Source organism: Mesorhizobium sp. B2-5-3, from assembly GCF_006441005.1.
Lineage (GTDB): Bacteria > Pseudomonadota > Alphaproteobacteria > Rhizobiales > Rhizobiaceae > Mesorhizobium.
In genome coordinates this window covers 704,424-728,291 of record NZ_VFUS01000001.1, presented here as the reverse complement: position 1 = coordinate 728,291, position 23,868 = coordinate 704,424, and the positions used below count along the sequence as shown (strand labels likewise).

At 65.1% G+C, this 23,868-nt stretch carries 18 protein-coding genes; 11 read left to right on the top strand and 7 right to left on the bottom strand.

What is annotated here, in order from left to right; translation table 11 throughout:
* Positions 1-83: 83 nt before the first annotated feature.
* The gene (locus tag FJ867_RS03755; protein WP_140491603.1) at positions 84-1,343 is read right to left on the bottom strand and encodes an ABC transporter substrate-binding protein; all 1,260 of its coding nucleotides are present in this window, start codon (positions 1,341-1,343) and stop codon (positions 84-86) included.
* Positions 1,344-1,460: 117 nt separating this feature from the next.
* Positions 1,461-2,411, bottom strand: coding sequence for an N-acetylmuramic acid 6-phosphate etherase (locus FJ867_RS03750; RefSeq protein WP_140816586.1), 951 nt, complete (start codon positions 2,409-2,411; stop codon positions 1,461-1,463).
* A gap of 199 nt (positions 2,412-2,610) precedes the next feature.
* Here FJ867_RS03750 and FJ867_RS03745 point away from each other — a divergent pair, with 199 nt between their 5' ends.
* The 5 genes from FJ867_RS03745 to FJ867_RS03725 are packed head-to-tail and all read left to right on the top strand — an operon-like array spanning position 2,611 to position 7,614.
* The gene (locus tag FJ867_RS03745; RefSeq protein WP_140491607.1) at positions 2,611-3,489 is read left to right on the top strand and encodes an N-acetylglucosamine kinase; all 879 of its coding nucleotides are present in this window, start codon (positions 2,611-2,613) and stop codon (positions 3,487-3,489) included.
* Positions 3,486-4,268: a GntR family transcriptional regulator gene (locus FJ867_RS03740; RefSeq protein WP_140491609.1), complete on the top strand. Its 783-nt coding sequence runs from the start codon at positions 3,486-3,488 to the stop codon at positions 4,266-4,268. Before FJ867_RS03745 ends, FJ867_RS03740 begins: the two co-directional genes overlap by 4 nt.
* Positions 4,265-5,317, top strand: a complete 1,053-nt coding sequence (locus tag FJ867_RS03735; RefSeq protein WP_140491611.1) for an SIS domain-containing protein — start codon at positions 4,265-4,267, stop codon at positions 5,315-5,317. Before FJ867_RS03740 ends, FJ867_RS03735 begins: the two co-directional genes overlap by 4 nt.
* Positions 5,314-6,492: an N-acetylglucosamine-6-phosphate deacetylase gene (gene nagA, locus FJ867_RS03730; protein ID WP_140816584.1), complete on the top strand. Its 1,179-nt coding sequence runs from the start codon at positions 5,314-5,316 to the stop codon at positions 6,490-6,492. The genes FJ867_RS03735 and nagA overlap by 4 nt, the downstream gene beginning before the upstream one ends.
* Before the next feature lie 9 nt (positions 6,493-6,501).
* On the top strand, positions 6,502-7,614 hold the full coding sequence (locus FJ867_RS03725; RefSeq protein WP_140685621.1) for an NAD(P)/FAD-dependent oxidoreductase: 1,113 nt from the start codon (positions 6,502-6,504) through the stop codon (positions 7,612-7,614).
* A 78-nt stretch (positions 7,615-7,692) separates the two neighbouring features.
* On the opposite strand, the gene FJ867_RS03720 is transcribed toward FJ867_RS03725, so the two are convergent.
* The 5 genes from FJ867_RS03720 to FJ867_RS03700 form a co-directional block, all read right to left on the bottom strand.
* Positions 7,693-9,222, bottom strand: coding sequence for a malonyl-CoA synthase (locus FJ867_RS03720; RefSeq protein WP_140662508.1), 1,530 nt, complete (start codon positions 9,220-9,222; stop codon positions 7,693-7,695).
* Positions 9,223-9,446: 224 nt separating this feature from the next.
* On the bottom strand, positions 9,447-10,193 hold the full coding sequence (locus FJ867_RS03715; protein ID WP_140514205.1) for a GntR family transcriptional regulator: 747 nt from the start codon (positions 10,191-10,193) through the stop codon (positions 9,447-9,449).
* Positions 10,194-10,609: 416 nt separating this feature from the next.
* A complete protein-coding gene (gene rpe / locus FJ867_RS03710) occupies positions 10,610-11,287 on the bottom strand; it encodes a ribulose-phosphate 3-epimerase (protein WP_140816582.1) in 678 nt (225 codons plus the stop codon).
* A 201-nt stretch (positions 11,288-11,488) separates the two neighbouring features.
* Positions 11,489-15,139, bottom strand: a complete 3,651-nt coding sequence (locus FJ867_RS03705) for a hypothetical protein (protein WP_140816580.1) — start codon at positions 15,137-15,139, stop codon at positions 11,489-11,491.
* Positions 15,140-15,149: 10 nt separating this feature from the next.
* The gene (locus FJ867_RS03700) at positions 15,150-17,375 is read right to left on the bottom strand and encodes a hypothetical protein (protein ID WP_140816578.1); all 2,226 of its coding nucleotides are present in this window, start codon (positions 17,373-17,375) and stop codon (positions 15,150-15,152) included.
* Positions 17,376-17,717: 342 nt separating this feature from the next.
* On the opposite strand from FJ867_RS03700, the gene dnaK reads away from it, so the two are divergent.
* The 6 genes from dnaK (at position 17,718) to FJ867_RS03670 (ending at position 23,640) form a co-directional block, all read left to right on the top strand.
* On the top strand, positions 17,718-19,634 hold the full coding sequence (dnaK, locus tag FJ867_RS03695; RefSeq protein ID WP_140514198.1) for a molecular chaperone DnaK: 1,917 nt from the start codon (positions 17,718-17,720) through the stop codon (positions 19,632-19,634).
* Positions 19,635-19,847: 213 nt separating this feature from the next.
* Positions 19,848-20,978, top strand: coding sequence for a molecular chaperone DnaJ (gene dnaJ, locus FJ867_RS03690; RefSeq protein WP_140491627.1), 1,131 nt, complete (start codon positions 19,848-19,850; stop codon positions 20,976-20,978).
* A gap of 210 nt (positions 20,979-21,188) precedes the next feature.
* On the top strand, positions 21,189-21,794 hold the full coding sequence (pmtA, locus tag FJ867_RS03685; protein WP_140582727.1) for a phospholipid N-methyltransferase PmtA: 606 nt from the start codon (positions 21,189-21,191) through the stop codon (positions 21,792-21,794).
* 222 nt (positions 21,795-22,016) lie between these two features.
* On the top strand, positions 22,017-22,613 hold the full coding sequence (locus FJ867_RS03680) for an NADPH-dependent FMN reductase (protein ID WP_140491631.1): 597 nt from the start codon (positions 22,017-22,019) through the stop codon (positions 22,611-22,613).
* Positions 22,610-23,323: an orotidine-5'-phosphate decarboxylase gene (gene pyrF, locus FJ867_RS03675; RefSeq protein WP_181168315.1), complete on the top strand. Its 714-nt coding sequence runs from the start codon at positions 22,610-22,612 to the stop codon at positions 23,321-23,323. Before FJ867_RS03680 ends, pyrF begins: the two co-directional genes overlap by 4 nt.
* A 29-nt stretch (positions 23,324-23,352) precedes the next feature.
* A complete protein-coding gene (locus tag FJ867_RS03670; RefSeq protein ID WP_140491638.1) occupies positions 23,353-23,640 on the top strand; it encodes a DUF1330 domain-containing protein in 288 nt (95 codons plus the stop codon).
* Positions 23,641-23,868: the final 228 nt, after the last annotated feature.

Sequence of the window (23,868 nt, the reverse complement as noted above, 5' to 3'; positions counted from 1 at the left end):
AGGGGCGGCGCCGTCCTTCGCAGTCGATGCTATCGAAAAACGCTGGGCCGTCCACTGGAACGGCCCAGCTCATTGCCAGAGCCTTACTTGGCGGGCTTGTACCAGCTGTCGAGGCCGTCCTGCAGCTTCTTGGCAGCGGCTTCCGGCGTATCGGTGCCGTTGATGACATTGGCCGATTCGACCCAGGTCTCGTTCTCGAGGTTCGGCGTGCCGCGCGACAGGATCTGGTAGGTCGAGCGGATCGTCGACTTGCACTTGCCGCGCCAGGAGACGAATTCCTGCGCCAGCGGGTCTTCCATCTTCACCGGCGAGGAGTTCAGGCTGAAGAAGCCCGGCAGCGCGTTGGCGTAGATGGTGGCGAAATCCGGCGAGGCCACCCAGGACAAGAAGGTCTTGGCCGCATCCGCATGCTTGGAGCCCGCATTCAGGCCCATGCCGATATCGGTATGGTCGGAGATGTAGCAGGTATCGCCGGCCTTCTCGACCGGCGGCGGGAAGGCACCCATCTTGAACTGGGCCTGAGTGTTGAACAGGCCGATTTCCCACGAGCCGGCCGGGTAGATGGCGGCGCGGCCGAGCGTGAACAGGTTCTGGCTGTCCGGATAGGTCTGCGCCTCGAAGCCGTCGCCGAGATAGGGCTTCCACTTGGCCAGTTCCTCATAGGGCGCGACCCAGTCCTTGTCGGTCAGCTTCTGCTCGCCCTTGATGAGGGCCGCGCGGCCTTCCTCGCCCTTCCAGTAGTTGGGGCCGATGTTCTGGTAGCCCATGGTCGCGGCTTCCCAGAGATCCTTGGTGCCCATCGCCATCGGGATGTAAGTGCCGTCGGCCTTGATCTTGTCGAGCGCGGCGAAGAACTCGTCACGGGTCTCCGGCACCTTGATGCCGAGCTTGTCGAAGGCGTCCTTGTTGTAGATGAAGCCATGGATGACCGACGCCATCGGCACGCAGAAGGTCGCCTTGCCGTCGTCGGTCTGCCAGGCGGACTTGGCCACCGGCGAGAAGTTGTCCATGCCCGGCAGCGAGGAGAGGTCCGCGAGATTGCCCTTCTTGAACAGCTCGAGCGACTTGTCGAACGGGCGGCAGGTGATGAGGTCGCCCGCCGAACCGGCGGCGAGCTTGGCGCCGAGAGCCGCGTCATATTCGGTCGGCGCCGAGGGCGCGAACACCACCTTGATGCCGGGGTTCTTGGCTTCGAAAGCCGGGATCAGCTTGTCCTTCCAGATGGCAAGGTCGTCGCCGCGCCAGCTTTCGATGTTGAGCGTTACGTCCTCGGCGTAAGCCACCCCGGCGGAGCCGAGAATGCTGGTGCCCAGAAGCAGTGCCGTCAGTAGTTTCGTTGTCATGCTCAGTCTCCCTGTTGACCTTTTTCAGGTTCGGTTTTGATGAGAACAGAGGCGTTGCGCCCCTTGCTCCCCTCGCAAGCCTGTTTCACCCCGATGGACACCGGGATGAAACAGGCTCTATTTCTTTGTTCGAGCATGATCTTTTCCGAAAAGCGGTCTCCACTTTTCGGGATCATGCCCCAGCGCGGAAAGGGCCGGCCGCAGCTTCTGGCCGGCCTCTTCCAGTATCTTCTGCGCCGTGTCGGCGCTGTCGGCGCCGGCGGCAAGCAGAATGGCGGTCTTGACCGCACCGCCGCTCTTTTCGAGCAGGCGGGCCGCGTCGTCGCGGCTGCCGCCGCTGATGGCCGCGACGATCCGCGCCGCGCGGTCGCGCAGCTTGCTGTTGTCGGCCATGAGATTGACCATGTAGCCGTCATGGACATGGCCGAGATGGATGGCGGCGAGCGTCGACAGCATATTGAGGGCGATCTTCTGGGCCGTGCCGGCGCCCATGCGCGTCGAGCCGGCGATCACTTCCGGCGGCGTTTCGAGCAGGATGGCGGTTCCAGACAGACGCAGCAGAGCCGAGTCCCGGTTGTTGGCGATGCCGATGGTGGCCGCACCGCGACGGGCGGCTTCCTCGATCGCCCGCAGTGCATAGGGCGTCGTACCACTGGCCGAGATTGCGATCAGGCAGTCGCCCTTGCCAATGCCGGCGTTGGCGACCGCTGTCGCGGCCTCCTCTTTATCGTCTTCGGGGCCGCCGGCCAGCGTTCTGAAGGCCTCATCGCCGCCGGCGATCAGGATGGCGATGCGGTCGCGACGGATGCCGAAGGTGCCAGGCAGTTCCAGCGCATCGGCAAGCGCCATCAGGCCGGAGCTGCCGGCCGCGGCATAGGCGAGCTTGCCGCCGCCCTTCAGGCTACCGGTGATGATCTCGGCCGCTTCGGCGATGGAGGGAATGGCGTTGCGCACGGTCTTCGCCGCCTCGACCTGCGCATCGGCCAGCGAAGCAAGGATCGCTTCGGGAGCCTGGATATCCAGCCCCTCGGCATTCCTGTGCAGCGCTTCGGTGCGCGTTTCGGCCATCCCAATTCCTCCAATTCGGAAAACAATACCAAAAAAATACCACTTGTCCACACGCATTAACGAATTCGCCGCACCGAAATCGCTGGCGCAGGTAAATGGCCAAGTTTTTCAGTGAAATACGCTCTAATCTTTTTGCAGCGGAAATTAACCCTTGGCTATTGGTATTTTATTGGTATTATCGGCCTGGAGGAGAAATCACGTGAAATTCGTGCTTGGCATCGATGGCGGCGGCACCAGCTGCAGGGCGGCCTTGGCAATGGCGGACGGCACGGTGCTCGGCCGCGCCAAAAGCGGCGCCGCCAACATCCGCACCGACCTGACCGGCGCCCGGTCGAACATCGTCGAGGCGGCGCGGCAAGCCTTTGTCGCGGCTGGCCAGGATCCGGACCTGATCCCGCAAACACCGGCCATTCTCGGCCTCGCCGGCGCCAATGTCGGCACCTACCGGCAGCAGCTCGAGGCGATCCTGCCGTTCAGCACCAGCCGCGTCGAAACCGATGCCGAAATCGCGCTGGAAGGCGCGGTCGGTTCCGGCGACGGCGCCATGGCGATCCTCGGCACCGGCACCGCCTACATGGCGCGCAAGAACGGCAAGTCGCGTGCCATCGGCGGCTGGGGCTTCCAGGTCGGCGACCAGGGCAGCGGCGCCCGCATCGGCCGCGACCTGCTCGAACAGACCCTGCTTGCCCATGATGGCGTGCGAGCGCGCACGCCGCTGACCGATAGCATGATGGCCGTGTTCCGCGACAATCCGGAGGATGTGGTCGAGTTCACCACCAATGCCAAGCCCGGCGATTTCGGCGGCTTCGCCCCCAAAGTGTTCGAACATGCCGAAAAAGGCGACGCGGTCGCCAACTGGATCCTCGACAAGGCGGTCGCCGATGTCGAGGCCTCGCTTGGCGCGCTGGAGTTGGCGGCAGACGCGCCGCTCTGCCTGCTCGGCGGGCTGGCGCCGCTCTACGCGCCGCGCTTGTCTGCACGCTATCGGGCGCTGCTTCGGGAGCCGCTCGACGATGCGCTCGGCGGCGCCGTGCAGATGGCGGTCCGCCTGTTCGCGCCGAGGGGAGCGGCTCGATGAGCGACGCCGCCGACCAGATCTTCGCCGCGCTGAAACAGTCCTCGCAAAGCGGTGCGCCGCTCTACCTACAACTGCGCAAAAGCATTGAGGATGCCGTCAATCGCGGCCTGATCGGGCCCGGCGACGCGCTGCCTTCCGAGCGCGACATCGCCATCAAGGCCGATATTTCGCGCGTCACCGTGCGTAAGGCGGTGCAGGACCTCGTCAAGGGCGGCATCCTGGTCCAGCGCCACGGCTCCGGCACCTTCGTGGCGCCGCGCATGGAGCGGGTCGAGCAGTCGCTGTCGCGGCTGACCTCCTTCACCGAGGACATGGCGCGGCGTGGCATGGTTGTGCGCTCGGCCTGGCTCGACCGCGGCCTTTACGCGCCCTCGCCCGACGAGATGATGGTGCTCGGCCTTTCGTCGAACGAACTGGTGGCGCGCGTGGCGCGCCTGCGCATCGCCAACGACACGCCGCTGGCGATCGAGCGCGCCTCGCTGTCGGCCAGCGTGCTGCCGGACCCCGCTGGAATTGGCTCCTCGCTCTACGCAGCCCTGGAATTGACCGGCAACAGGCCGGTGCGCGCGGTGCAGCGCATCTCGGCCGCCAATCTCGGCGACGGCGACGCGCGCCTGCTCGAAGTGCCGCCGGGCATTGCCGGCCTGCACATCGAGCGTATTTCCTATCTGGCGAGCGGCAAGGTGATCGAGTTCACCCGCTCCATCTACAGGGGCGACGCTTATGATTTCGTCGCCGAACTGCGGCTGACAGGGCCGAGCGAAGAGGGCCGCCCATGACGACCGAGCCGAACAAATCGACGGAGCCGACCCATATGCGGCGCGAGATCGAGGAGATCCCGCAAGCCGTCGCCCGCCTGCTCGACGGTTCCGGTGCCGTACTTTCCGAAGCCGGCCGCGGCATTCGCGAGCGCGACCCGCATTTCGTCGTCACTGTGGCGCGCGGCTCGTCCGACCATGCCGCTACTTTCATGAAATACGCGGTCGAACTCACCGCCGGTCTTGCGGTGGCTTCGGTCGGCCCTTCCATCGCTTCGATCTATGGCCGCAAGCTCAGGCTCGGCGGCTCCGCGTGCCTGGCCATCTCGCAGTCGGGCAAGAGCCCCGACATCGTCGCCATGGCCGAAACCGCACGGGCAGGTGGCGCGCTGACCATCGCCGTCACCAACACCGCCGATTCACCGCTGGCGCGCGCCTCGGACCATGCGATCGACATCCTGGCCGGGCCCGAGCGCAGCGTCGCGGCGACCAAGACCTTCGTCAATTCCGCCGTCGCCGGCCTTGCTCTGATGGCGCATTCCACCGGCGACGAAGCGCTTCTCAAGGCGCTTGCCCGCTTGCCCGAGCATTTCGGCAAGGCGATCGCTTGCGACTGGATGAGCGTGCTCGTCGAAACGATCGAAAAGCAGAAGTCGCTGTTCATCCTCGGCCGCGGCCCATCCGCGGCGATGGCTAACGAAGCGGCGCTGAAATTCAAGGAAACCTGCGGCATGCATGCCGAGGCCTACAGTGCTGCCGAAGTCATGCATGGCCCGCTGGCGCTGATCGGCCCCGATTTTCCGGTGCTGGCCCTGGCCGCGCGCGACGCATCCGAACCGTCCGTGGCCGAAGCCGCCGACAGCCTGGCGGCCAAGGGGGCGCCGGTCTTCGTCACCTCGATGCTGGCGAACAAGGCCACACGCCTGCCGCATGTCGCCACCGGCCATCCACTGACCGATCCGCTGACGCTGATCGTGTCCTTCTACGTGTTCGTCGAGGCCCTTGCGCGCCACCGCGGCCTCGACCCGGATACGCCGCGCAACCTTCGCAAGGTGACGGAGACCGTATGAGCGACCGTTTCGCCCTGACTGGCGCCCGTATCTTCGACGGCGACGACTGGCATGACGGTCATGCCCTCGTCGTGCGCGACGGTCTGATCGAGGCCATCCTGCCCACCGGCGCGCTTGCCGCGGATATGCGCCGCGTCGACACCGGCGGCGGCATGCTGGCGCCGGGCTTCGTCGACATCCAGGTCAATGGCGGCGGCGGCGTCATGCTCAACGATCATCCCGATGTCGCCTCGATCGAGACCATCTGCCGGGCGCATGCGCCGTTCGGCACCACCGCACTGCTGCCGACGCTGATCACCGATACGGCTGATATCACCGCCGCGGCGATCGCCGCCGGCGAGGCGTCGGCACTGCGGAAAGTGCCGGGGTTTCTCGGGCTGCATCTGGAAGGTCCGCATCTGTCGATCGCCCGCAAGGGTGCGCATGACCCGGCGCTGATCCGGCCGATGACGGACAAGGACGAGGCGATGCTGATCGCGGCGCGAGGCAAGCTCCCGGTGCTGCTCACCACGATCGCACCCGAATCCGTCGAGGCGGCCCGTGTGGCCGCCTTGGCCAAGGCTGGCATCATCGTCAGCCTCGGCCATTCCGACACCGGCTACGCCACGGCCAAAGCCTTCGCCGAGGCCGGCGCCAGCGTGGTCACGCATCTGTTCAATGCCATGAGCCAGATCGGCAACCGGGAGCCGGGACTGGCGGGCGCCGCCATCGACATCGGCGGCCTGTCCGCGGGACTGATCGCCGACGGCATCCATGTCGATCCCGCCACCATCGCAATAGCGCTGCGGGCCAAAGAGGGGCCGGGCAGGATCGTGCTGGTCACCGACGCCATGGCGACGATCGGCACCGACATGACCTCCTTCACGCTCAACGGCCGCACCATCTACCGCAAGAACGGCAGCCTGCGGCTTGCCGATGGAACGCTGGCCGGCGCGGATCTCGACATGATCTCGGCTGTGCGCTTCACTCACCGCAGTGTGGGCGTGGAGCTTTCCGAGGCCTTGCGCATGGCCTCTCTTTATCCGGCGCAGGCGATCGGCCAATCGCACCGGCTCGGCCGCTTCGCCAAGGGCACCGCCGCCGACATCGTTTCGCTTTCGAACGATCTCGACATCAAAACCGTCTGGATCGGCGGCGACAGGGTTTTTTCGACCAGCGCCGGCGGGCAACGGTGAAAGCCGGCCATGGCTGACGTCGATTGCGTCGTCGCCGGGGCCGGCGTCGTCGGGCTCGCCATTGCCAGGGCGCTCGCCTTGTCGGGCCGCGAAGTGCTGGTGGTCGAAAAGGCCGCTTCGATCGGCACCGTTACCAGTTCGCGCAATTCGGAAGTCGTTCATGCCGGGCTCTATTACGCGCCCGGAAGCCTGAAGACGCGTTTCTGCGTCGAAGGACGCGAACGGCTCTATGCCTATTGCCGCGAGCGTGGCATCGGCCATCGACGCACCGGCAAGCTGATCGTCGCCGTCGGACCGGGCCAGCTGCCTCGGCTCAATGCAATCCGGGCCAATGCGGAACAATGCGGCGTCGACGACCTCGATTTGCTGACCGCCGCGCAGGCAGAAAGCCTCGAACCGGCGCTGAGCTGCGCCGGGGCGCTGCTGTCGCCGTCGACGGGCATCGTCGACAGCCAGGGGCTGATGCTGTCGCTGCGCGGCGACGCGGAGGCGGCCGGTGCGTCGTTCGCCTTCCTGACCGCCGTCGCAGCGGCGACGGTCGAGGCCGACGGGATTCGTATCACCACGCGCGATGGCGACGGCGAGACGTTCGCGTTGAAAGCCGGCGCTTTCGTAAATGCCGCAGGGCTCGACGCGCAGGCGCTGGCCGGTAGCATCGAAGGGTTCCCGCCAGAGCTCGTGCCGCCGCTCTGGCTGGCGCGCGGCAACTACTTTTCGCTTTCGGACCGGTCGCCATTCTCGCGGCTGATCTATCCAGTGCCGGTCAATGGCGGCCTGGGCGTGCACCTGACACTCGACCTCGGCGGCAGCGCCCGCTTCGGCCCCGACGTCGAATGGATCGGCCAGGCGGACTATACGGTCGATCCCGGCCGCAGCACGGTCTTCTATGACGAGATCCGGCGCTATTGGCCGGATCTGAGGGACGGCGCCCTGCTGCCGGCCTATGCCGGGATCAGGCCGAAACTGTCGGGCCCGAACCAGCCGGCGGCCGACTTCATGGTGCAGGGGCCGGCCGACCACGGCGCGGGCCGGATCGTCAACCTGTTCGGCATAGAGAGCCCGGGCCTGACGGCAAGCCTGGCGCTGGCCGAGCATGTCGTCGGTCTCTTGTTCCCCCGATAGTGCCCAGGCGACCGCACGAAACTGTCGCGATGCTCCCCGTCCAAACAAGCGGGATGAGGTATCCTTGCCTGGATCGACTTAGCTGGCGGGACTGCTTATGGAAAAAAGGTCCTTGTAGGTATCGCGCAGCAGATTCTTCTGCACCTTGCCCATGGTATTGCGCGGCAATTCGTCGACGAAGACCACGCGCTTGGGATGCTTGTATTTCGCCACGCGCGCGGCAATGGCATTGAGTATCTCGGCAGCGGTGACGGTCGAAGCCGGCAAGCGAACCACGACGGCCGTCACGCCTTCGCCGAAATCGGGATGGGCAACGCCGATGACGGCACTTTCCAGGACGCCGTCAAGCGCGTCGATCTCGCTCTCGAGCTCCTTGGGATAGATGTTGTAGCCGCCCGAGATGATCAGGTCCTTGCCGCGGCCGACGATGTGGACATAACCGTCGGGGTCGATCATGCCGAGATCGCCTGTGATGAAGAAGCCGTCGTCGCGGAATTCCGCTTTGGTCTTTTCCGGCATGCGCCAGTAGCCGGAGAAGACATTCGGCCCCTTGACCTCGATCATGCCGACCTCGCTTTGGGCAAGCGGCCTGCCAGTGTCGGGGTCGGCGATGCGCAACGACACGCCGGGCAAGGGAAAGCCGACGGTGCCGGCGCGGCGCTCGCCATCATAGGGGTTCGAGGTGTTCATATTGGTCTCGGTCATGCCGTAGCGCTCGAGAATGGCGTGGCCTGTGCGCTCGCGCCAGGCCCTGTGCGTCTCGGCCAGCAGCGGCGCGGAGCCGGAAACGAACAGGCGGATGTTTCTTGCCGCCTCGCGGGTCAACCCGTCCTGCTGCAAGAGCCGGACATAGAAGGTCGGCACGCCCATCAGCGCCGTGGCGTCCGGCAAGAGCGAGACGATGCGCCCTGCGTCGAATTTCTGCTCGAACAGCATCGAGGCGCCGGCCATCAGGATGACGTTGGTGGCGACGAACAGCCCATGGGTGTGGAAGATGGGCAGTGCGTGGATCAGCACATCGTCCGATGTGAAGCGCCAATAGTCGACCAGCACGCGCGCATTCGAGGCGAGGTTCTCGTGGCTGAGCATGGCCCCTTTCGAGCGGCCGGTCGTTCCCGACGTGTAGAGGATCGCCGCAAGATCGTGGGGACCGCGCGCGACGTCGTGAAAGTCGGGCGATTGCCGCGACGCCTGGTCCGCCAGCGATCCTTGCCCCTTGCCGTCGAGGGTGATGGCAAGGGCTCCGCATTTTTGCGCCAGGGCTTCGATGTCGGCTGCCCGTGCCGGATCGCAGACGACCAGCCGGGGCTCGGCGTCGCCGAAGAAATAGGCGAGTTCGGCCAGCGTATAGGCGGTGTTGAGCGGCAGGAAGACGGCGCCGGCACGCAGGCAGGCGAGGTACAGCAGCATAGCTTCCGGGCTCTTCTCGACCTGCACCGCGACCCGGTCGCCGGGCTCGACGCCAAGTTGCAAAAGCGCGTGCGCCAGTTGCGCCGAGCGCGCCAGCATGTCGCCATAGGTCAGCACGCGGCCGTCATCCGTCCGCATCAACAGGCGTCCGGGCTTCGGCATCCGGGACCGGAAAATGTCGAACAGATGATTGCTCATGAGGTCTTCCTGCGTCTGGCGGCGAAAGGCATGCATCGGACGGAGCCGGGCCTGTCTTCCGGTTCGGCCGCTTTGCACGGCGCCAGACTGTTGGTGGTTCTTGCCGACCCGTCAAGCCCGCAAGGGCGGCTCCACGCGGCGGCCATGATCATGTCGCCGGGCGAAAGCGGAAGGCTTTGGCGGTAAAAGGCTGGGGCGGCAAAGGCTTGGGGCGCGATGCGGCGCTAACGTGGCGTGCGCTCGGCCCTGGCGCTGGCCGGCTCTGATGCTTCGACCTGCTTGAAGCGCTCCATGCACATCGCTGCCGTCAGGCGATAGTGATTGAGCAGGGCTTCGACCGCGGCGTCGGCATTACCGTCCAGCGCATTTTCCGCGATCAGGCGGTGCTCTGCAAAATCGTCGCGCTGGATGCCTTCGCCGTTACTGGCCATTCGGCGGTAGCGGTAGGCGTGATCGGAAAGCTGGTCGCAAAACCCCACCAGCCATCGCGACCGGCAGGCCGAGATCAGCGCACGGTGGAAAGTGCGGTGCAGTCTCTCCCAGTCCGGATTGAGCGAGGACAGATCCGTTGGCATGAGACGTGAGGTGCGCCCCAACCGATGCAACGCCAGAACCAGCTGTTCTTCCCATTCGGCGGTGCGGTGGGCGATGGATTCGCGAAGCGCCCGTTCCTCGAGCCAGCAACGGGTACGCGTCAATTCCTCGAGCTCTGCCGCGCTGACCGGCATGATGAAGAAGCCTCGCTGGTCATGCCGACCGAGAAGCCCTTCCGAGGCCAGGCGATTGAGAGCCTCACGAACCGGGGAAGCGCCGGCGCCATATTTGGAAACAACCCACTCAACCCGCAGCTTGCTCTCGGTTTCAAAGGCGCCCCGCAGAAGATCGGCACGGAGTTGATGATAGACAGTGCTGGCGAGCGTACTCTTCGAGCCTGTGCCGTCGTCATTCAGATTGGCAGCTGCGTATGTCAAAATCGGCTCCTTGTCCCCAAATCTGGTCCTGGGCAATTCGAGTCCGAGAAACAGTTCCCTTTCCGTACACGTACCCTACCGCGCGCGCCTCGACGCGCTCAAGCGGGAGATCGCGTCATTGTACTTTAGAACAAAGAAATATGCACGATCCTATATCTGGTCGAACGAAATCGTGTTCGGCTACAACCGGCGGAAATTTAACGTGTTTATATGCAGGATCACCTGTTCTTCCGTGCCTCCGCGCGAACCTCTTTTCCGTCGCGCGCAAAAGACACCGAACAGTGGGACCGAATCAGGCCTTTTATCCTGCCCATCGCTTTTGTCGCGGGGCCAGCCGCAGCGAAGCGCGCAGTGCAGGTCCCCAGGATTGACCACGTGGGGAGATCCTGGCCTCCATCGGTTCTTGTGCGGTGCTTTTAGCCGGCTGCCTTGTCGGCCGCCGTCCTGATCGCCTCTATATTTGCCCGGTACGCTTCCACGCTGCCGCCCTTGAAGATGGCGGCGCCGGCCACCAGCACATCGGCGCCGGCGGCGGTCACCAGCGGCGCGGTTTCGGGCGAGACGCCGCCGTCGATCTCGATGCGGATCGGCCGGCCGCCGATCAGCGCCTTGACCCGCCTCACCTTGTCGACGGTTGCCGGAATGAAGGCCTGGCCCCCGAAACCCGGGTTGACGGTCATGATCAGGATCAGGTCGAGCCTGTCGAGCACGTATTCGATCGCACTTTCCGGCGTTGCCGGATTGAGCGAAACGCCGGCCTTCTTGCCGAGATTCCTGATCGTCTGCAACGAGCGGTCGAGATGCGGCCCGGCCTCGGCATGCACCGTCATGCCGTCGCAACCGGCCTCGGCGAAGGCGGCCAGATAGGGATCGGCCGGCGCAATCATCAAATGGCAGTCGAAGAAAGTCTTGGTGCGATCGCGGATCGCCTTGATCACCGGCGGGCCGAAGGTGATGTTGGGGACGAAATGGCCGTCCATCACATCGAGATGGATCCAGTCGGCGCCGGCTGCCGTAACGGCTTCGACCTCGTCGCCCAGCTTCGAAAAGTCCGAAGCCAGCACCGAAGGTGCGATCAAGGTTTTTTTCGTCATGATGACGGGGCCTTTCCGAGCGCCTTTTTCATCTGATCACTGCCTAAAGCGCAGCCGCTGACTTGTCGAGGGTGCGAGCTTGGCGGTTCCACAGCTGGGGTAGTGCGGCGTCCTCTTCGTGTTGCAGCTTCAGCCTGCCCGGCCACGAAGAACCCCGCCGGATTGCTCCGGCGGGGCTTCCGATGTGCCTTCAGGCGATGGTTACTGCTGCTGGAGATTCAGGATTCTGTTTGGAGCCGTATCCTGCTGCTGTTCGGACTGCGGCCTGCGCCGTGGCAGAACCTGCTGCAGCAGCATGCCCGGGTTGAGTTCCAGCGAGGGCTGCCCGCGCACCGGCCTGCAGTTTGGATAACGGCCGATCATGCCTTCCGGGCAACGCCGCCTGAAGATCGGCTGGCACTGGCCGTTGACCATTTGCGAGCCCGGCGCGCATTCGCTCTCTTGCCTGGACCGGCGGCATGCGCCGTCGATCACCCGGGTTCCACGCGGACAGACACACTCGCCGCGCTTGTTGTGGATCTGGCCGCGAATGTCGCACTGCTCCACATCGGGCTGCTTGCGCCGGCACACTCCATTGCGCAGCTCGGTCCCCCTCGGGCAGACGCAGTCGCCGTCCGCGCCGTGGACCTGGCCACGGATGGTGCACTGCTCGGGCTTCGGCCTGTCGCGTACGCAGGCGTTGGCATCCCGATCGAGATGCGTGCCCTTGGGGCAGGTGCAGCCATGGCCGTTCGATGTCGGCACCGATCCCGGTATCGCGCAGCCCGGCCTGGATGTCTTGACGCAGGCGCCATTCTCCAGCTCGGTCCCGCGCGGACAGACGCAGCGTCCATCCTCTGTGCGGACCTGGCCCTCGAGCAGCACGCAACGCTTTGGCTCCTTCGGCGGGATGATGACGCCGCCGGACGAGCACTGGCCGTTGCGATAGGTGGTGCCTTGCGGGCAGACGCACCGGCCGGCGTCGTTCATGACGAAGCCTGCCGAGCATTCCTTCTTCGTCTCATGGCTGATGGCGAAGGGATGGCAGGCATAGGCCTTGCCGCGATCGGCTTGGGTGTTGGCCTGGTCGCGGGAAAGCACATCGCCCCCGCCCTGCACCCGCGTATGGCGAGAAAGCACGCCGACGCAGTTCTGGCCGTTGACGCTGCCTTGCAGATTGGCCAGGCGGCTGTCGTCGGGGATGACCACGGTAACCTTGTGGACACGGCTTTCGCCGGCGCCAAGCGTCAGGTCGGCGATGCAGGATGCAGGCAAGGCCGCCGGTTCCGGCGAGCAGCCGAAGGGCGGCTCGATCGAGGTGATCGCGACGCCTTCCAGCCGGCCGAGGCCTTCGACGCCGATCGCATCGCCGATGCGGACCGGGCCGGAAAATTCCGCCGGGCCGTCGTTGGTGATGGTGATCTCGAACGAGCAGGGTTCTCCGGGCCGGCACTCGCGGTCGCCGGTCTTCTCGACGCGGATGGACGAGACCCCGCCGCCCTTGGCGCAGGCCCGGCCGACCGGATGGACGACGTCCTCGCCCTGCGCCGGGCCGTAGGAGCCTCGCGCGCAATTCTCGAACTCGCCGTTGGCCGAAACCGTCACGTCGAAGTGCCTGCTGGTTCCGGGTGTCATGACGGCGCCTGGAATCTGGCACGCCAGCGTGTCGGCCGGAACCGGCCCGCATGCCCATTCCGCGCCGTCTGATGTGACGGTCTGGATCTGGACGGGCGCGCCGCCCGACACCAAAGTGGCGGCATCGTTGACCCGCACCGGACCGGTGGGGGCAGCCGTGCCGGCATTGCTGACGGTGATGCGGCAGGAGACGAAAGCGGCACCCGCCAGCGAACCGCCGCATGTCTTGGTGATACGCAGGACAGGCTGGCCGCCATTGGGACGAGGGATGCGTTGCTTGGCGCAGGCCCGGTTGTTGGTGAGGTCGGTTTCGCCGGGGATCGGTTTCACCTCGGCGCAATTCTCGACCGTGTCCGACCGGTAGCCGGCCGGCACCACCGCCTTGACGACGATCGCCGTCAAAGCTCCCGGCGGCAGCGAGATGCCGGCATTGTCGCAACGGAACTGGCCGGGGCCGTTCGGACCGCATGTCCAGGGTGGGCTCGGGCCAAAGGTCGAGGAGGCCGGCGCGCCCCCGGGATAGGTGTCGACCACGGTCAGCGGCCCGTTATAGGTCGAGGTGCCGTTGTTGATGATGTCGATGACGAAGCTGCACACGCCATCGGCGGTGCAGGCTTCCGCGCGGGCACGCTTTTTCAGGATCAGGTCGGCCTTCTTCTCGACCGGCGGCCGGCAGTCGCGATCGCGATCGCCACGCCGGCAGATCGGGATCGAGGCGCAGCCACGGTCGTTGGCCTGGCTGCCGAACAGCGGCTTGCCGCTGGCGGCATAGTTATAGGTGGCACAGTTGCGCAAGCTGCTGCCTTGCCAGCCGCCAGCCGGCTTGAAGCCGAACTCCAGGTCGATGAAAGCCCCCGGATTGAGCGTGGTCACCGGATGGGTGCACATCATCGGGGTGGCGCCGGGCACACAGGTCCAGGGCGGATTGGGTCCCGAATCGAGCGTCGAGCCCGCCGGCAGCGTCACCTCGTCGAGCACGATCTTGCCGTTGTAGGGCGCGTCGCCGACATTGGTGACCCGGATGCTGAAGTCGCAGCCGCCGCCCATCGTGCAGCGCGTGACATCGGCGCGTTTCTCGACCTTCAGGTCCGGTTCCCTGTCCTTGGGCGGACATCTCTGGTCGCGCGGGATGACGATGTCGATGGTCTGCGTGCAGCAGAGCCCCCAACCCTCTTTCGGCCCGGCATAGGTCTCGATGCCGGTGACGACGAGGTGGATGACGTCGCCGGGCGAGGCGCCGACGATCTTCCAGTTCAGCACACCGCCGCCGGCCGGCACCTTCTGTGTGTCGGGGACGATGGTGATGCCTGGCGTGGCGGTCGAAAGCTGCACCCACCTGCCGCCCATCTCGGGACCGACAGGCATATGGTAGATGAACGCGCCGCCGCCGGGCACGCAGTCGACCGTGCCGCGCTCCACCTTGAAGCATTCCTTGCCGGGAGGTGGCGGTGGCGGATTGCACTTGGTCAGGTCGACCCGGATCGAGGTTTTTTCGCCGGTGAGAAAATTGCCGTCGTCCGGCTTGCCCGGATCCTGTGAGGGAATAATGGTTCCCGTGCCGGTGCCGACGGTGACTTTGATCAGGCCCTGATTGTCGACCGTCGCCGGCGCGGGGAACGCCGCGTGGTCGATCCTGGCGGTGATGCGGAACGTGATGACGCGTTCGCCCAGTGCGCCCAAGCCGTCGAGGTCGGAAGCGGAAATCCGGAAATCCGAAACCGTTGCCGTGTCGTTGGGGCCGGCCGAATTGCTGATGACGGCGCCAGGCAGAGGTCCGCCCGACGCATCGGTGCCGTCACCGGAGACCTGCATGTTGACGATCTGCAAGCCATGCGGGAGCTGGTCCTTGAAGTCGAGCCGGACCGTCTGCAGCGAAGCCGCAAACCCCGGGCTGGCGAAGCCTTGCGGTGCGCCGCGCAGGCCGAAGCTCAAAGTGTAGAAGACATAGTCGCAGCTTCGCTGGCCGCCGGTCTTGGTGAAGAACGGCACGGCTCGTCCGGGCTCCGGATTGATGATGCGCGGATTGTCGAGCTTGAATTCCTTATCCGGGCTGGCGGCCTGGACGGTCTTGGCCGGAGCCGTGTCTTCGGCAAGTGCCGGCAGCGCCGGCAGCATGGCGACCGCGATACCGGCCGCCACCAGCCAGCGCGCAGCGCGCCTGGCAAAAGACAGGCGCCTCGTGTTCATGACGGTTGATTTGTCGGCGACGCCCAGCGGGGAGAGTGCGAGATTGTTCATCGTCCCCTCCTCAGCGTTCGCAGCTGACGGCTGGCGTTCTGAGCGGCAAGGTCATCTTGCAGCAAGGGTAGTAGCCGCCCTTGTCCTCGGACTTCCTGTAGAAGCAGAGTCCGACATCGACCGTGTCGCCCGGATCGTGGCCGGTGATGCCGATCGTGTATGGCTTGCCAGGCACATGCGACATGGGCGAGGTCACCCCGACGCCTGGCGTCCTGGATTGGGCTTTGATCGAATCGCCCCCGAGGCCGGCATGGTCATGGAGATAAAGGTCCGCCTCGAGCCCGCGCGGTGTGCAGAAATACCTGACATCGTCGACATCGAGACAAGGGGGCAGGTTGCCGGGCGGTTGGAAGTCCGGCGGATAGAACGGTGGCAGATAGCCGCCCGGGATTTCCTCATAATAGCCGGCGCGGCCCTCGCAGGGATGCCAGACGGCGACGTCGCCGACATGGCCTTCCACTTCCGGGTCCTCGAAATAGCCGTCGAAGTCGACGAACCGGGAGCCGAAAGGCGGCACATTGGCCGGCTTGACCAGCTCCCTGGGCGTGATCTGCACGCCATGCACGGCGAGCGGCCCGCCAGCGGCGAGCCGCTCGGCAAGAGCCGGATTGTCGCGCAATTTATCGCCGGTGTTGACCAGCGTCCGGGTGCAGGCCGACGTGTCGAGATCGCCCTCGGCGTCGTAGCCATATTGCAGGTCCAGCCCGCCGGCCGACTGCCTGAAACCTTGCGGGAAGCCGACGGCATATTCCTGCGGCGCTTCCACCCAGACCGATTCCGTTGCCGGATCGTCCGGGTTTTCGCTGAAGTAGCGGATGACCTCGCCCTTGCCGGAATCGGCGAGCTGGCTGTAGTCGTAGCGGTTCTCGACCGGGCCGCGCTGGGCCAGGTACATGAAGCCGCTATCGTCGAAGGCGATGTCGGTGACGGCGTAGTCCTTGTCGGCCTTGACCGTCAGCTCCCAACGGGGATCGCCGGCGAAGCGGCCGTCGCGGGCAATGCCCACCGACCAGATCTCGGCCTTCTCGCCGACGGAATAATAGAGCCGGCCGCCATGATAGGCGACGGCCCAGACACGGCGCTCGTCCTGGGTGTAGCCCCAGGTCTCGGGGTCTTCCGTGTCGAAGGCCGCGCCCTGTATGTCCATGACGGCGCCATCGTCGGTGACCGGAGCCAGGCCATGCGCCGGGCGCCCGGCGACGCCATGGTCGAACGTGTCGACCAGCGCGCCATTGGCGTCGATGCGATGGATCAGACCGGTATCGAGGTCGGAGGCGAAGACTTGGCGGTGGATGGGGTCGAAGGTGAGATTGCCGATGCCGGGCCCGCTGTTGGTGTCGATGTCGGCGAATTTGGCGACCTGGCCGGTGATGCCGTCGACCTTCCAGATGGTGCCCGGCCGGCCGCCGTTCTCGGTGCCGAACTGGCCCTCCATGAAGGCAGCGCCTGCCATGCCGCGGTGCTGCCGCTCCGGACGGCCGTCATCGTCGGCGTCAGGCGTGACGATGCGGATGCCGTGCAGCGAGGTGGCGCCGGCATAGAGATTGGGAACGCCTGACGGGGCGCCATCGCGCATGCCGTCATCATAAGTGAGGCCGAACACCTGGCCGATCTGGCCTGATGTCACCTCGAAAGGCGGTGGCGTGTAGACGAGCTGGCCGGAGGCCGGCCCGCCCAGGCTTGAAACGTCGAAAACGCGCAAGGTGGCGCGCGCCGTGTCGATGAAGGTCTCGTCAATCGGATCGACGCCGGGCGGCAGGCCCCCCTTTTCGGAATCTGAAGAGTCGAAATCGGGAATGACGGTGCCGGAAAATCCGGTGACCGCCATCGAGCCGGGATAGATGATCCGGGTTTCCTGCGCCCGCGCGGGGCCGCCAAGCCATAGGCCGGCGGTCAGCGCCAGGACAAGAAAGGCGCTGGCGGCCTTCGCCACGCCGCCCAAACGGCCGGCACGAGAGGGCGCGAACCGGCGGTGATCGCGAGACATGGAACTCCCCCCGAAGTCTAACGGAGAACCAACCGATCCTGCCGCGCAAACCAGCGCAAGGCGCGGCGTTCCAGCACGTTCGTCCCCGATCGAATTGTCTGCTTTCCTCATAATTACGATACGCCTGCTCCTGTGCAGGGTCAACGGAACCAGCGGAAAGCCAAGCGCATCGACCCTGTCGCGAAGACGATGGTCGCGCCGAGCTCCTGTTGGTCGGGGAGGCCATGGCGTCCCTGGGGTGCTGGTCATGGTGGCTCCCTTTCCCGTGGCCGCATCATGCGGCGCCTGAGCGTCAGTCGCACGCGGAGGCGGAAAGGTTCACTGTGGGGCCCGGCTATTCTTTCAGACGCCGCGAAGCGGGCGGACGCGATGCCTCGGGCGCAGGCGTAATCGGGCCGTTTCGCCATCCGCTGTCGAGGATGGTGGAAGCCTTGCGCAGAATGCTTGCGCCCGATGCCGCCTGTTCTTATATACGCGCCAAGCCGTCCAGCGCCGCAACAGCGGTTGCCGAACGGGATTTCTTGTGAACAGGGGCTTTCGTCGGAACGCCTTACGGGTCCTGAGAGCCTGCTTAGCGGAGAGACTAGAAAAATGGCAAAAGTAATCGGTATCGATCTCGGCACCACCAACTCCTGCATCGCCATCATGGACGGCAAGGAGCCGAAGGTGATCGAGAATGCGGAAGGCGCGCGCACGACGCCTTCCATCGTCGCCATCTCGGGCGACGGCGAACGTCTCGTCGGCCAGCCGGCCAAGCGCCAGGCGGTCACCAATCCTGAAAACACCATCTTCGCGGTCAAGCGCCTGATCGGCCGCCGCTATGACGATCCGGTGACGGAAAAGGACAAGAAGCTTGTCCCCTACAAGATCGTCAAGGGCGACAATGGCGATGCCTGGGTCGAGGCCGGCGGCAAGAAGCAGTCGCCCAGCCAGATCTCGGCCATGATCCTGCAGAAGATGAAGGAAACGGCGGAAGCCTATCTCGGCGAGAAGGTCGAGAAGGCGGTCATCACCGTTCCCGCCTATTTCAATGACGCCCAGCGCCAGGCGACCAAGGACGCCGGCAAGATCGCCGGCCTCGAAGTGCTGCGCATCATCAACGAGCCGACCGCGGCTGCCCTCGCCTACGGCCTCGACAAGAAGGACGGCAAGACCATCGCCGTCTATGACCTTGGCGGCGGCACGTTCGACATTTCGGTGCTCGAGATCGGTGACGGCGTGTTCGAGGTGAAGTCGACCAATGGCGACACCTTCCTCGGCGGCGAGGATTTCGACATGCGCCTCGTCGAGTATCTGGCGGCCGAGTTCAAGAAGGAACAGGGCATCGACCTGAAGAACGACAAGCTTGCCTTGCAGCGCCTCAAGGAGGCTGCCGAGAAGGCCAAGATCGAGCTGTCGTCGACGACGCAGACCGAGATCAACCTGCCGTTCATCACCGCCGACGCCACCGGGCCCAAGCACCTGACGCTGAAGCTGACGCGCGCCAAGTTCGAAAGCCTGGTCGAAGACCTCGTCCAGCGCACCATCGATCCGTGCAAGGCGGCGCTCAAGGATGCCGGCCTGAAGGCGGGCGAGATCGACGAAGTGGTGCTGGTCGGCGGCATGACCCGCATGCCCAAGATCCAGGAAATCGTGAAGCAGTTCTTCGGCAAGGAGCCGCACAAGGGCGTCAACCCCGATGAGGTCGTCGCACTCGGCGCCGCCATTCAGGCCGGCGTGCTGCAGGGCGATGTCAAGGACGTGCTGCTGCTCGACGTGACCCCGCTGTCGCTCGGCATCGAGACCCTGGGCGGCGTGTTCACCCGGCTTATCGAGCGCAACACGACGATCCCGACGAAGAAGAGCCAGGTGTTCTCGACGGCTGAGGATTCGCAGTCGGCCGTGACCATCCGGGTCTTCCAGGGCGAGCGCGAAATGGCCGCCGACAACAAGGCGCTCGGCCAGTTCGACCTGGTCGGCATTCCGCCGGCCCCGCGCGGCGTGCCGCAGATCGAGGTCACCTTCGACATCGACGCCAACGGCATCGTCAACGTTTCGGCCAAGGACAAGGGCACCGGCAAGGAGCACCAAATCCGCATCCAGGCCTCGGGTGGCCTTTCGGACGCCGACATCGAGAAGATGGTGAAGGATGCCGAAGCCAATGCCGACGCCGACAAGAAGCGGCGCGCGCTGGTCGAGGCCCGCAACCAGGCCGAGGCGCTGGTGCATTCCTCGGAGAAGTCGCTGAAGGAATATGGCGACAAGGTCTCGGAAGCCGACCGCACGGCGATATCGGACGCGATCGCGGCGCTGAAGACCGCTACCGAGGGTGACGACGCAGCGGAAATCGAAGCCAAGAGCCAAGCGCTCGCGGAGGCTTCGATGAAGCTCGGCCAGGCCATGTACGAGGCCTCGCAGAAGGAAGCGGCGGAAGCCGATGCCAAGGCGGACGCCGCCAAGGACTCGGATGTGGTCGATGCCGATTTCGAGGAAATCGACGAGGACGACGACAAGAAGAAGTCGGCCTGAACCGGCTGACGGCAAGATAAAGCGGAAAGCCCGGCGCAAAGCCGGGCTTTTTTGCAACCCTGGCAGAAAAAGTGCGGAAAAAATCGTCGAAAAACACGAACAGCTCCGCACCGGCCCTAGCATCCGGGCTGCGCCGATCCTAAATCGTGGCAACGTGCCGGCAAACGACGCAACACTGCATGAAGACGTTGAGCATCCGGACAGCGGGAAAAAATGAAAGCTGATTTCTACGAAACGCTGGGCGTGCACAAGGGTGCCGACGACAAGGAACTGAAGAGCGCTTTCCGCAAGCTCGCCATGCAGTTCCACCCCGACCGCAATCCGGGCGACCATGCCTGCGAGCACAAGTTCAAGGAAATCAACGAAGCCTACGAGACGCTGAAGGATCCGCAGAAGCGCGCGGCCTATGACCGTTTCGGTCACGCGGCCTTCGAGCAGGGCGGCATGAACGGCGGCGCACACGGCTTCGGCGCCGGCGGCTTCGCCGACATTTTCGAGGACATTTTCGGCGACATGATGGGTGGCCGCCAGCGCCGCTCTTCCGGCGGCCGCGAGCGCGGCGCCGACCTGCGCTACAACATGGAAATCTCACTGGAAGAGGCCTTTGCCGGCAAGACCGCGCAGATCCGCGTGCCGGCCTCGATCTCCTGTTCGGAATGCTCGGGAACCGGCGCCAAGCCCGGAACCCAGCCGGTCACGTGCTCGATGTGCAACGGCCACGGCAAGGTGCGCGCCACGCAAGGCTTCTTCTCCATCGAGCGCACCTGCCCGCAATGCCAGGGCCGCGGCCAGACGATCAAGGATCCGTGCCCGAAATGCGCCGGCCAGGGCCGCGTCACCGAGGAGCGGTCGCTGTCGGTCAACATCCCAGCCGGCATCGAGGACGGCACCCGCATCCGGCTTGCCAATGAGGGCGAAGCCGGCTTGCGCGGCGGGCCGTCGGGCGACCTCTACATCTTCCTCGCGGTCAAGCCGCACGAATTCTTCCAGCGCGACGGCGCCGACCTCTACTGCAAGGTGCCGATCTCGATGACGACTGCCGCCCTTGGCGGCTCGTTCGAGGTGACGACGCTGGACGGAACGCAGACCAAGGTGAAGGTGCCGGAGGGCACCCAGAACGGCCGCCAGTTCCGCCTCAAGGGCAAGGGCATGCCGGTGCTGCGCCAGCCCAATGTCGGCGACCTCTACATCCAGACGGCGGTCGAGACGCCGCAGAACCTGTCGCGCCGCCAACGCGAGCTGCTGGAGGAATTCGAACAGCTCTCCTCACAGGACAATTCCCCCCAGTCGAGCGGCTTTTTCGCCCGCATGAAGGACTTTTTCGAGTCGTTCGGCGAGCGTTGATCGACGGCCTGTGCGCGTGTGGCTTGCCTTGCCGGTGTCGGCGCTGCGCCTCACCTGCCGGGCGGCCAACACGCGCCGTGAAAACCGCAGTAGGCGCGCATTTTTAGACGCGACGAAAACTATCTTATCCACGACATAGGCATGACCCTGCCTTGCCTTGGGCGGCTTAGGTGTTAAGTAGCTCTCAGGGGAGCGCTGAGGAGAGCTTGCATGACACGTGGTCCGGGACTGCGGAAGGCGCTTGCCGAAAAGTTCGACGACGAGCTGAAGTTCTTCAAGGGCTGGATCGACAAGCCGAAGACGGTCGGCTCGATCGTGCCGACCAGCTCCATCACCGCTCGCAAGATGGCTTCGATCGTCGACCCGAAGTCCGGCCTGCCCGTGCTCGAGGTCGGCCCCGGCACCGGCGTCATCACCCGCGCCATACTGGCCCAGGGCGTGAAGCCTGAAAACCTCTACGCGGTCGAATATTCCACCGATTTCGTGCGCCATCTGCGCCGGCTCTATCCCGGCGTCAACGTCATCGAGGGCGACGCCTTCAATCTCAACGCCACGCTTGGCGACAAGAGCGGGATGATGTTCGATTCGGTGGTCTCGGGCGTGCCGCTGCTCAACTTCCCGGTCGCCCAGCGCATCGCCTATATCGAAAGCCTGCTTGACCGCATTCCGGCCGGCCGGCCGATCGTGCAGCTGACCTACGGCCCGATGTCGCCGATCCCGCCCGGCCGCGGCGACTATACGGTCAAGCATTTCGACTTCATCATCCGCAACATCCCGCCGACGCAGCTGTGGATCTACCGGCGCGAGGCGCATTAGGGATTGCGAAGCCGACCGTGAATGTCTTCGAAAGTCGTCATCCTGCGGCTTGTCCCGAGGATCTGCCGCATAGCGGTATCAGATGCGGTGGGCATGGGGACGAAAATGTCTGACTTGGATGCGTTGGCAGATCCTCGGGGCAAGCCCGAGGATGACGCTTTGCCTGATCTGCATTGATTTGAGCGGGCTCTGGCTGTACCTGTCCGGGAACAAGGTTGGCCAATGGCAGTGATCCCAAAAATCCTCGTCTTTGCCGGCTCGGTCCGGGCCGGGGCCTTCAGTGGCAGGACCGCCGACGTGGCGCAGAAGGAACTTGCGGTGCAAGGCGCCGAGGTCACTCGCATCTCGCTTGGCGACTATCCCTTGCCGATCATGGATGAGGATCTGGAGAAGGAAAAAGGCGTCCCCGAAAACGCCCTGAAACTTGCCCGGATGATCATTGCCCATGACGGGCTGCTGATCGCCACGCCCGAATATAACGGCTCCATTCCGCCGCTGCTCAAGAACACGATCGACTGGGTGAGCCGGGTGCGCAAGGATGGCGGCCGTGCGGTGAGGCCGTTTGCCGGCAAGGTCGCCGGCCTCAGTTCGTCTTCCAGCGGACACTTCGCCGGGATACGCTGCATCAACCATCTGCGCGCCGTGCTGGTGCGTTGCCAGATGGAGGTGGTGACGCCGGAATGCTCGGTGCCGGAAGGCGGCAACGCCTTCGACGAGGACGGGCGTTTCAAGGACGAACGACTGCACCGAACCATGGAGCACCTATGCCGCACGCTGATCGAAACCTCGCGCATGCTGTCGACCCGGGTCGAGCCGTGATCGCCAACGCCATGCAGACCGACACAATGCGCGAAAGGCTGATCGTCGGCCTCGACGTGCCGAGCTTGAAAGAGGCCGAGAAGGCGGTACGCGAACTCGACGGCGTCGTCTCCTTCTACAAGATCGGCTACCAGCTCGCCTTCGCCGGCGGTCTCGATTTCGCCAGGGAGCTCGCCAGCGGGGGCAAGAAGATCTTCCTCGACATGAAGCTGCTCGACATCGACAACACTGTGGCCAAGGGGGTCGAGAACATCGTCAAGATGGGCATGACCATGCTGACGCTGCATGCCTACCCGAAGACCATGCGGGCGGCGGTCGAGGCGGCGAGAGGCAGCGAGCTTTGCCTGCTTGCCGTCACCGTGCTGACCTCGATGGACGAACAGGACGTGATCGACGCGGGCTACGAATACGACCCGCACACGCTGGTGCTGCGGCGCGCGGAACAGGCGCTGCATGCCGGCATGGGCGGCATCGTCTGCTCGGCCGCGGAAACAGAGGCGGTGCGCCGCATCGTCGGGCCCGACATGGCGGTGGTAACGCCAGGCATACGCCCCGCCGGCAGCGACCATGGCGACCAGAAGCGCGTGATGACGCCGGCGGATGCCATCCGCAGCGGCTCCAGCCATCTGGTCGTCGGGCGCCCGATCGTCGCCGCGGCGGACAGACGCGCGGCGGCTGAAGCCATCCTCGACGAAATGCGCTCGGCATAATTTCCAACGAACGGCTTCGGAGAAGAAGGATGCCCAAGGGATACTGGATCGCCCGCGTCGATGTGCGCGACGCGGAAGGCTACAAGGATTATGTCGCCGCCGCCAAGCCGGCCTTCGAGCGCTTCGGCGCGAAATTCCTGGCGCGCGGCGGCGAGCATGAGAAGGCAGAAGGGGCCGGCCGCGCGCGCAACGTCGTCATCGAGTTCGAGACGCTTGCCGCCGCGCATGACTGCTACCATTCACCTGAATACCAGCGCGCCGCCGCCATTCGCCAGAAGGTCGCCGACGGCGAGATCGTGCTGGTCGAGGGCGTCTGAGGCTATCCCGGCCGGCATCAGTGCCGGCCGCGGCCTTTGCACGAGTCCTGAGGTTCACATCCCGCAGCCTGGCCCAGCAGGCGGCGCCCCGACCGGTTGTCTTTGAGCGACAACCGGCACAGTCGTTCGACAACGGCCACGACATGGCTGACGCATAATCCCTTTAGCAATCGCGTCCGAACAGCCCTTACACGGGGGTAATTTTGATGCCGGCCGATCGCGGGTTGA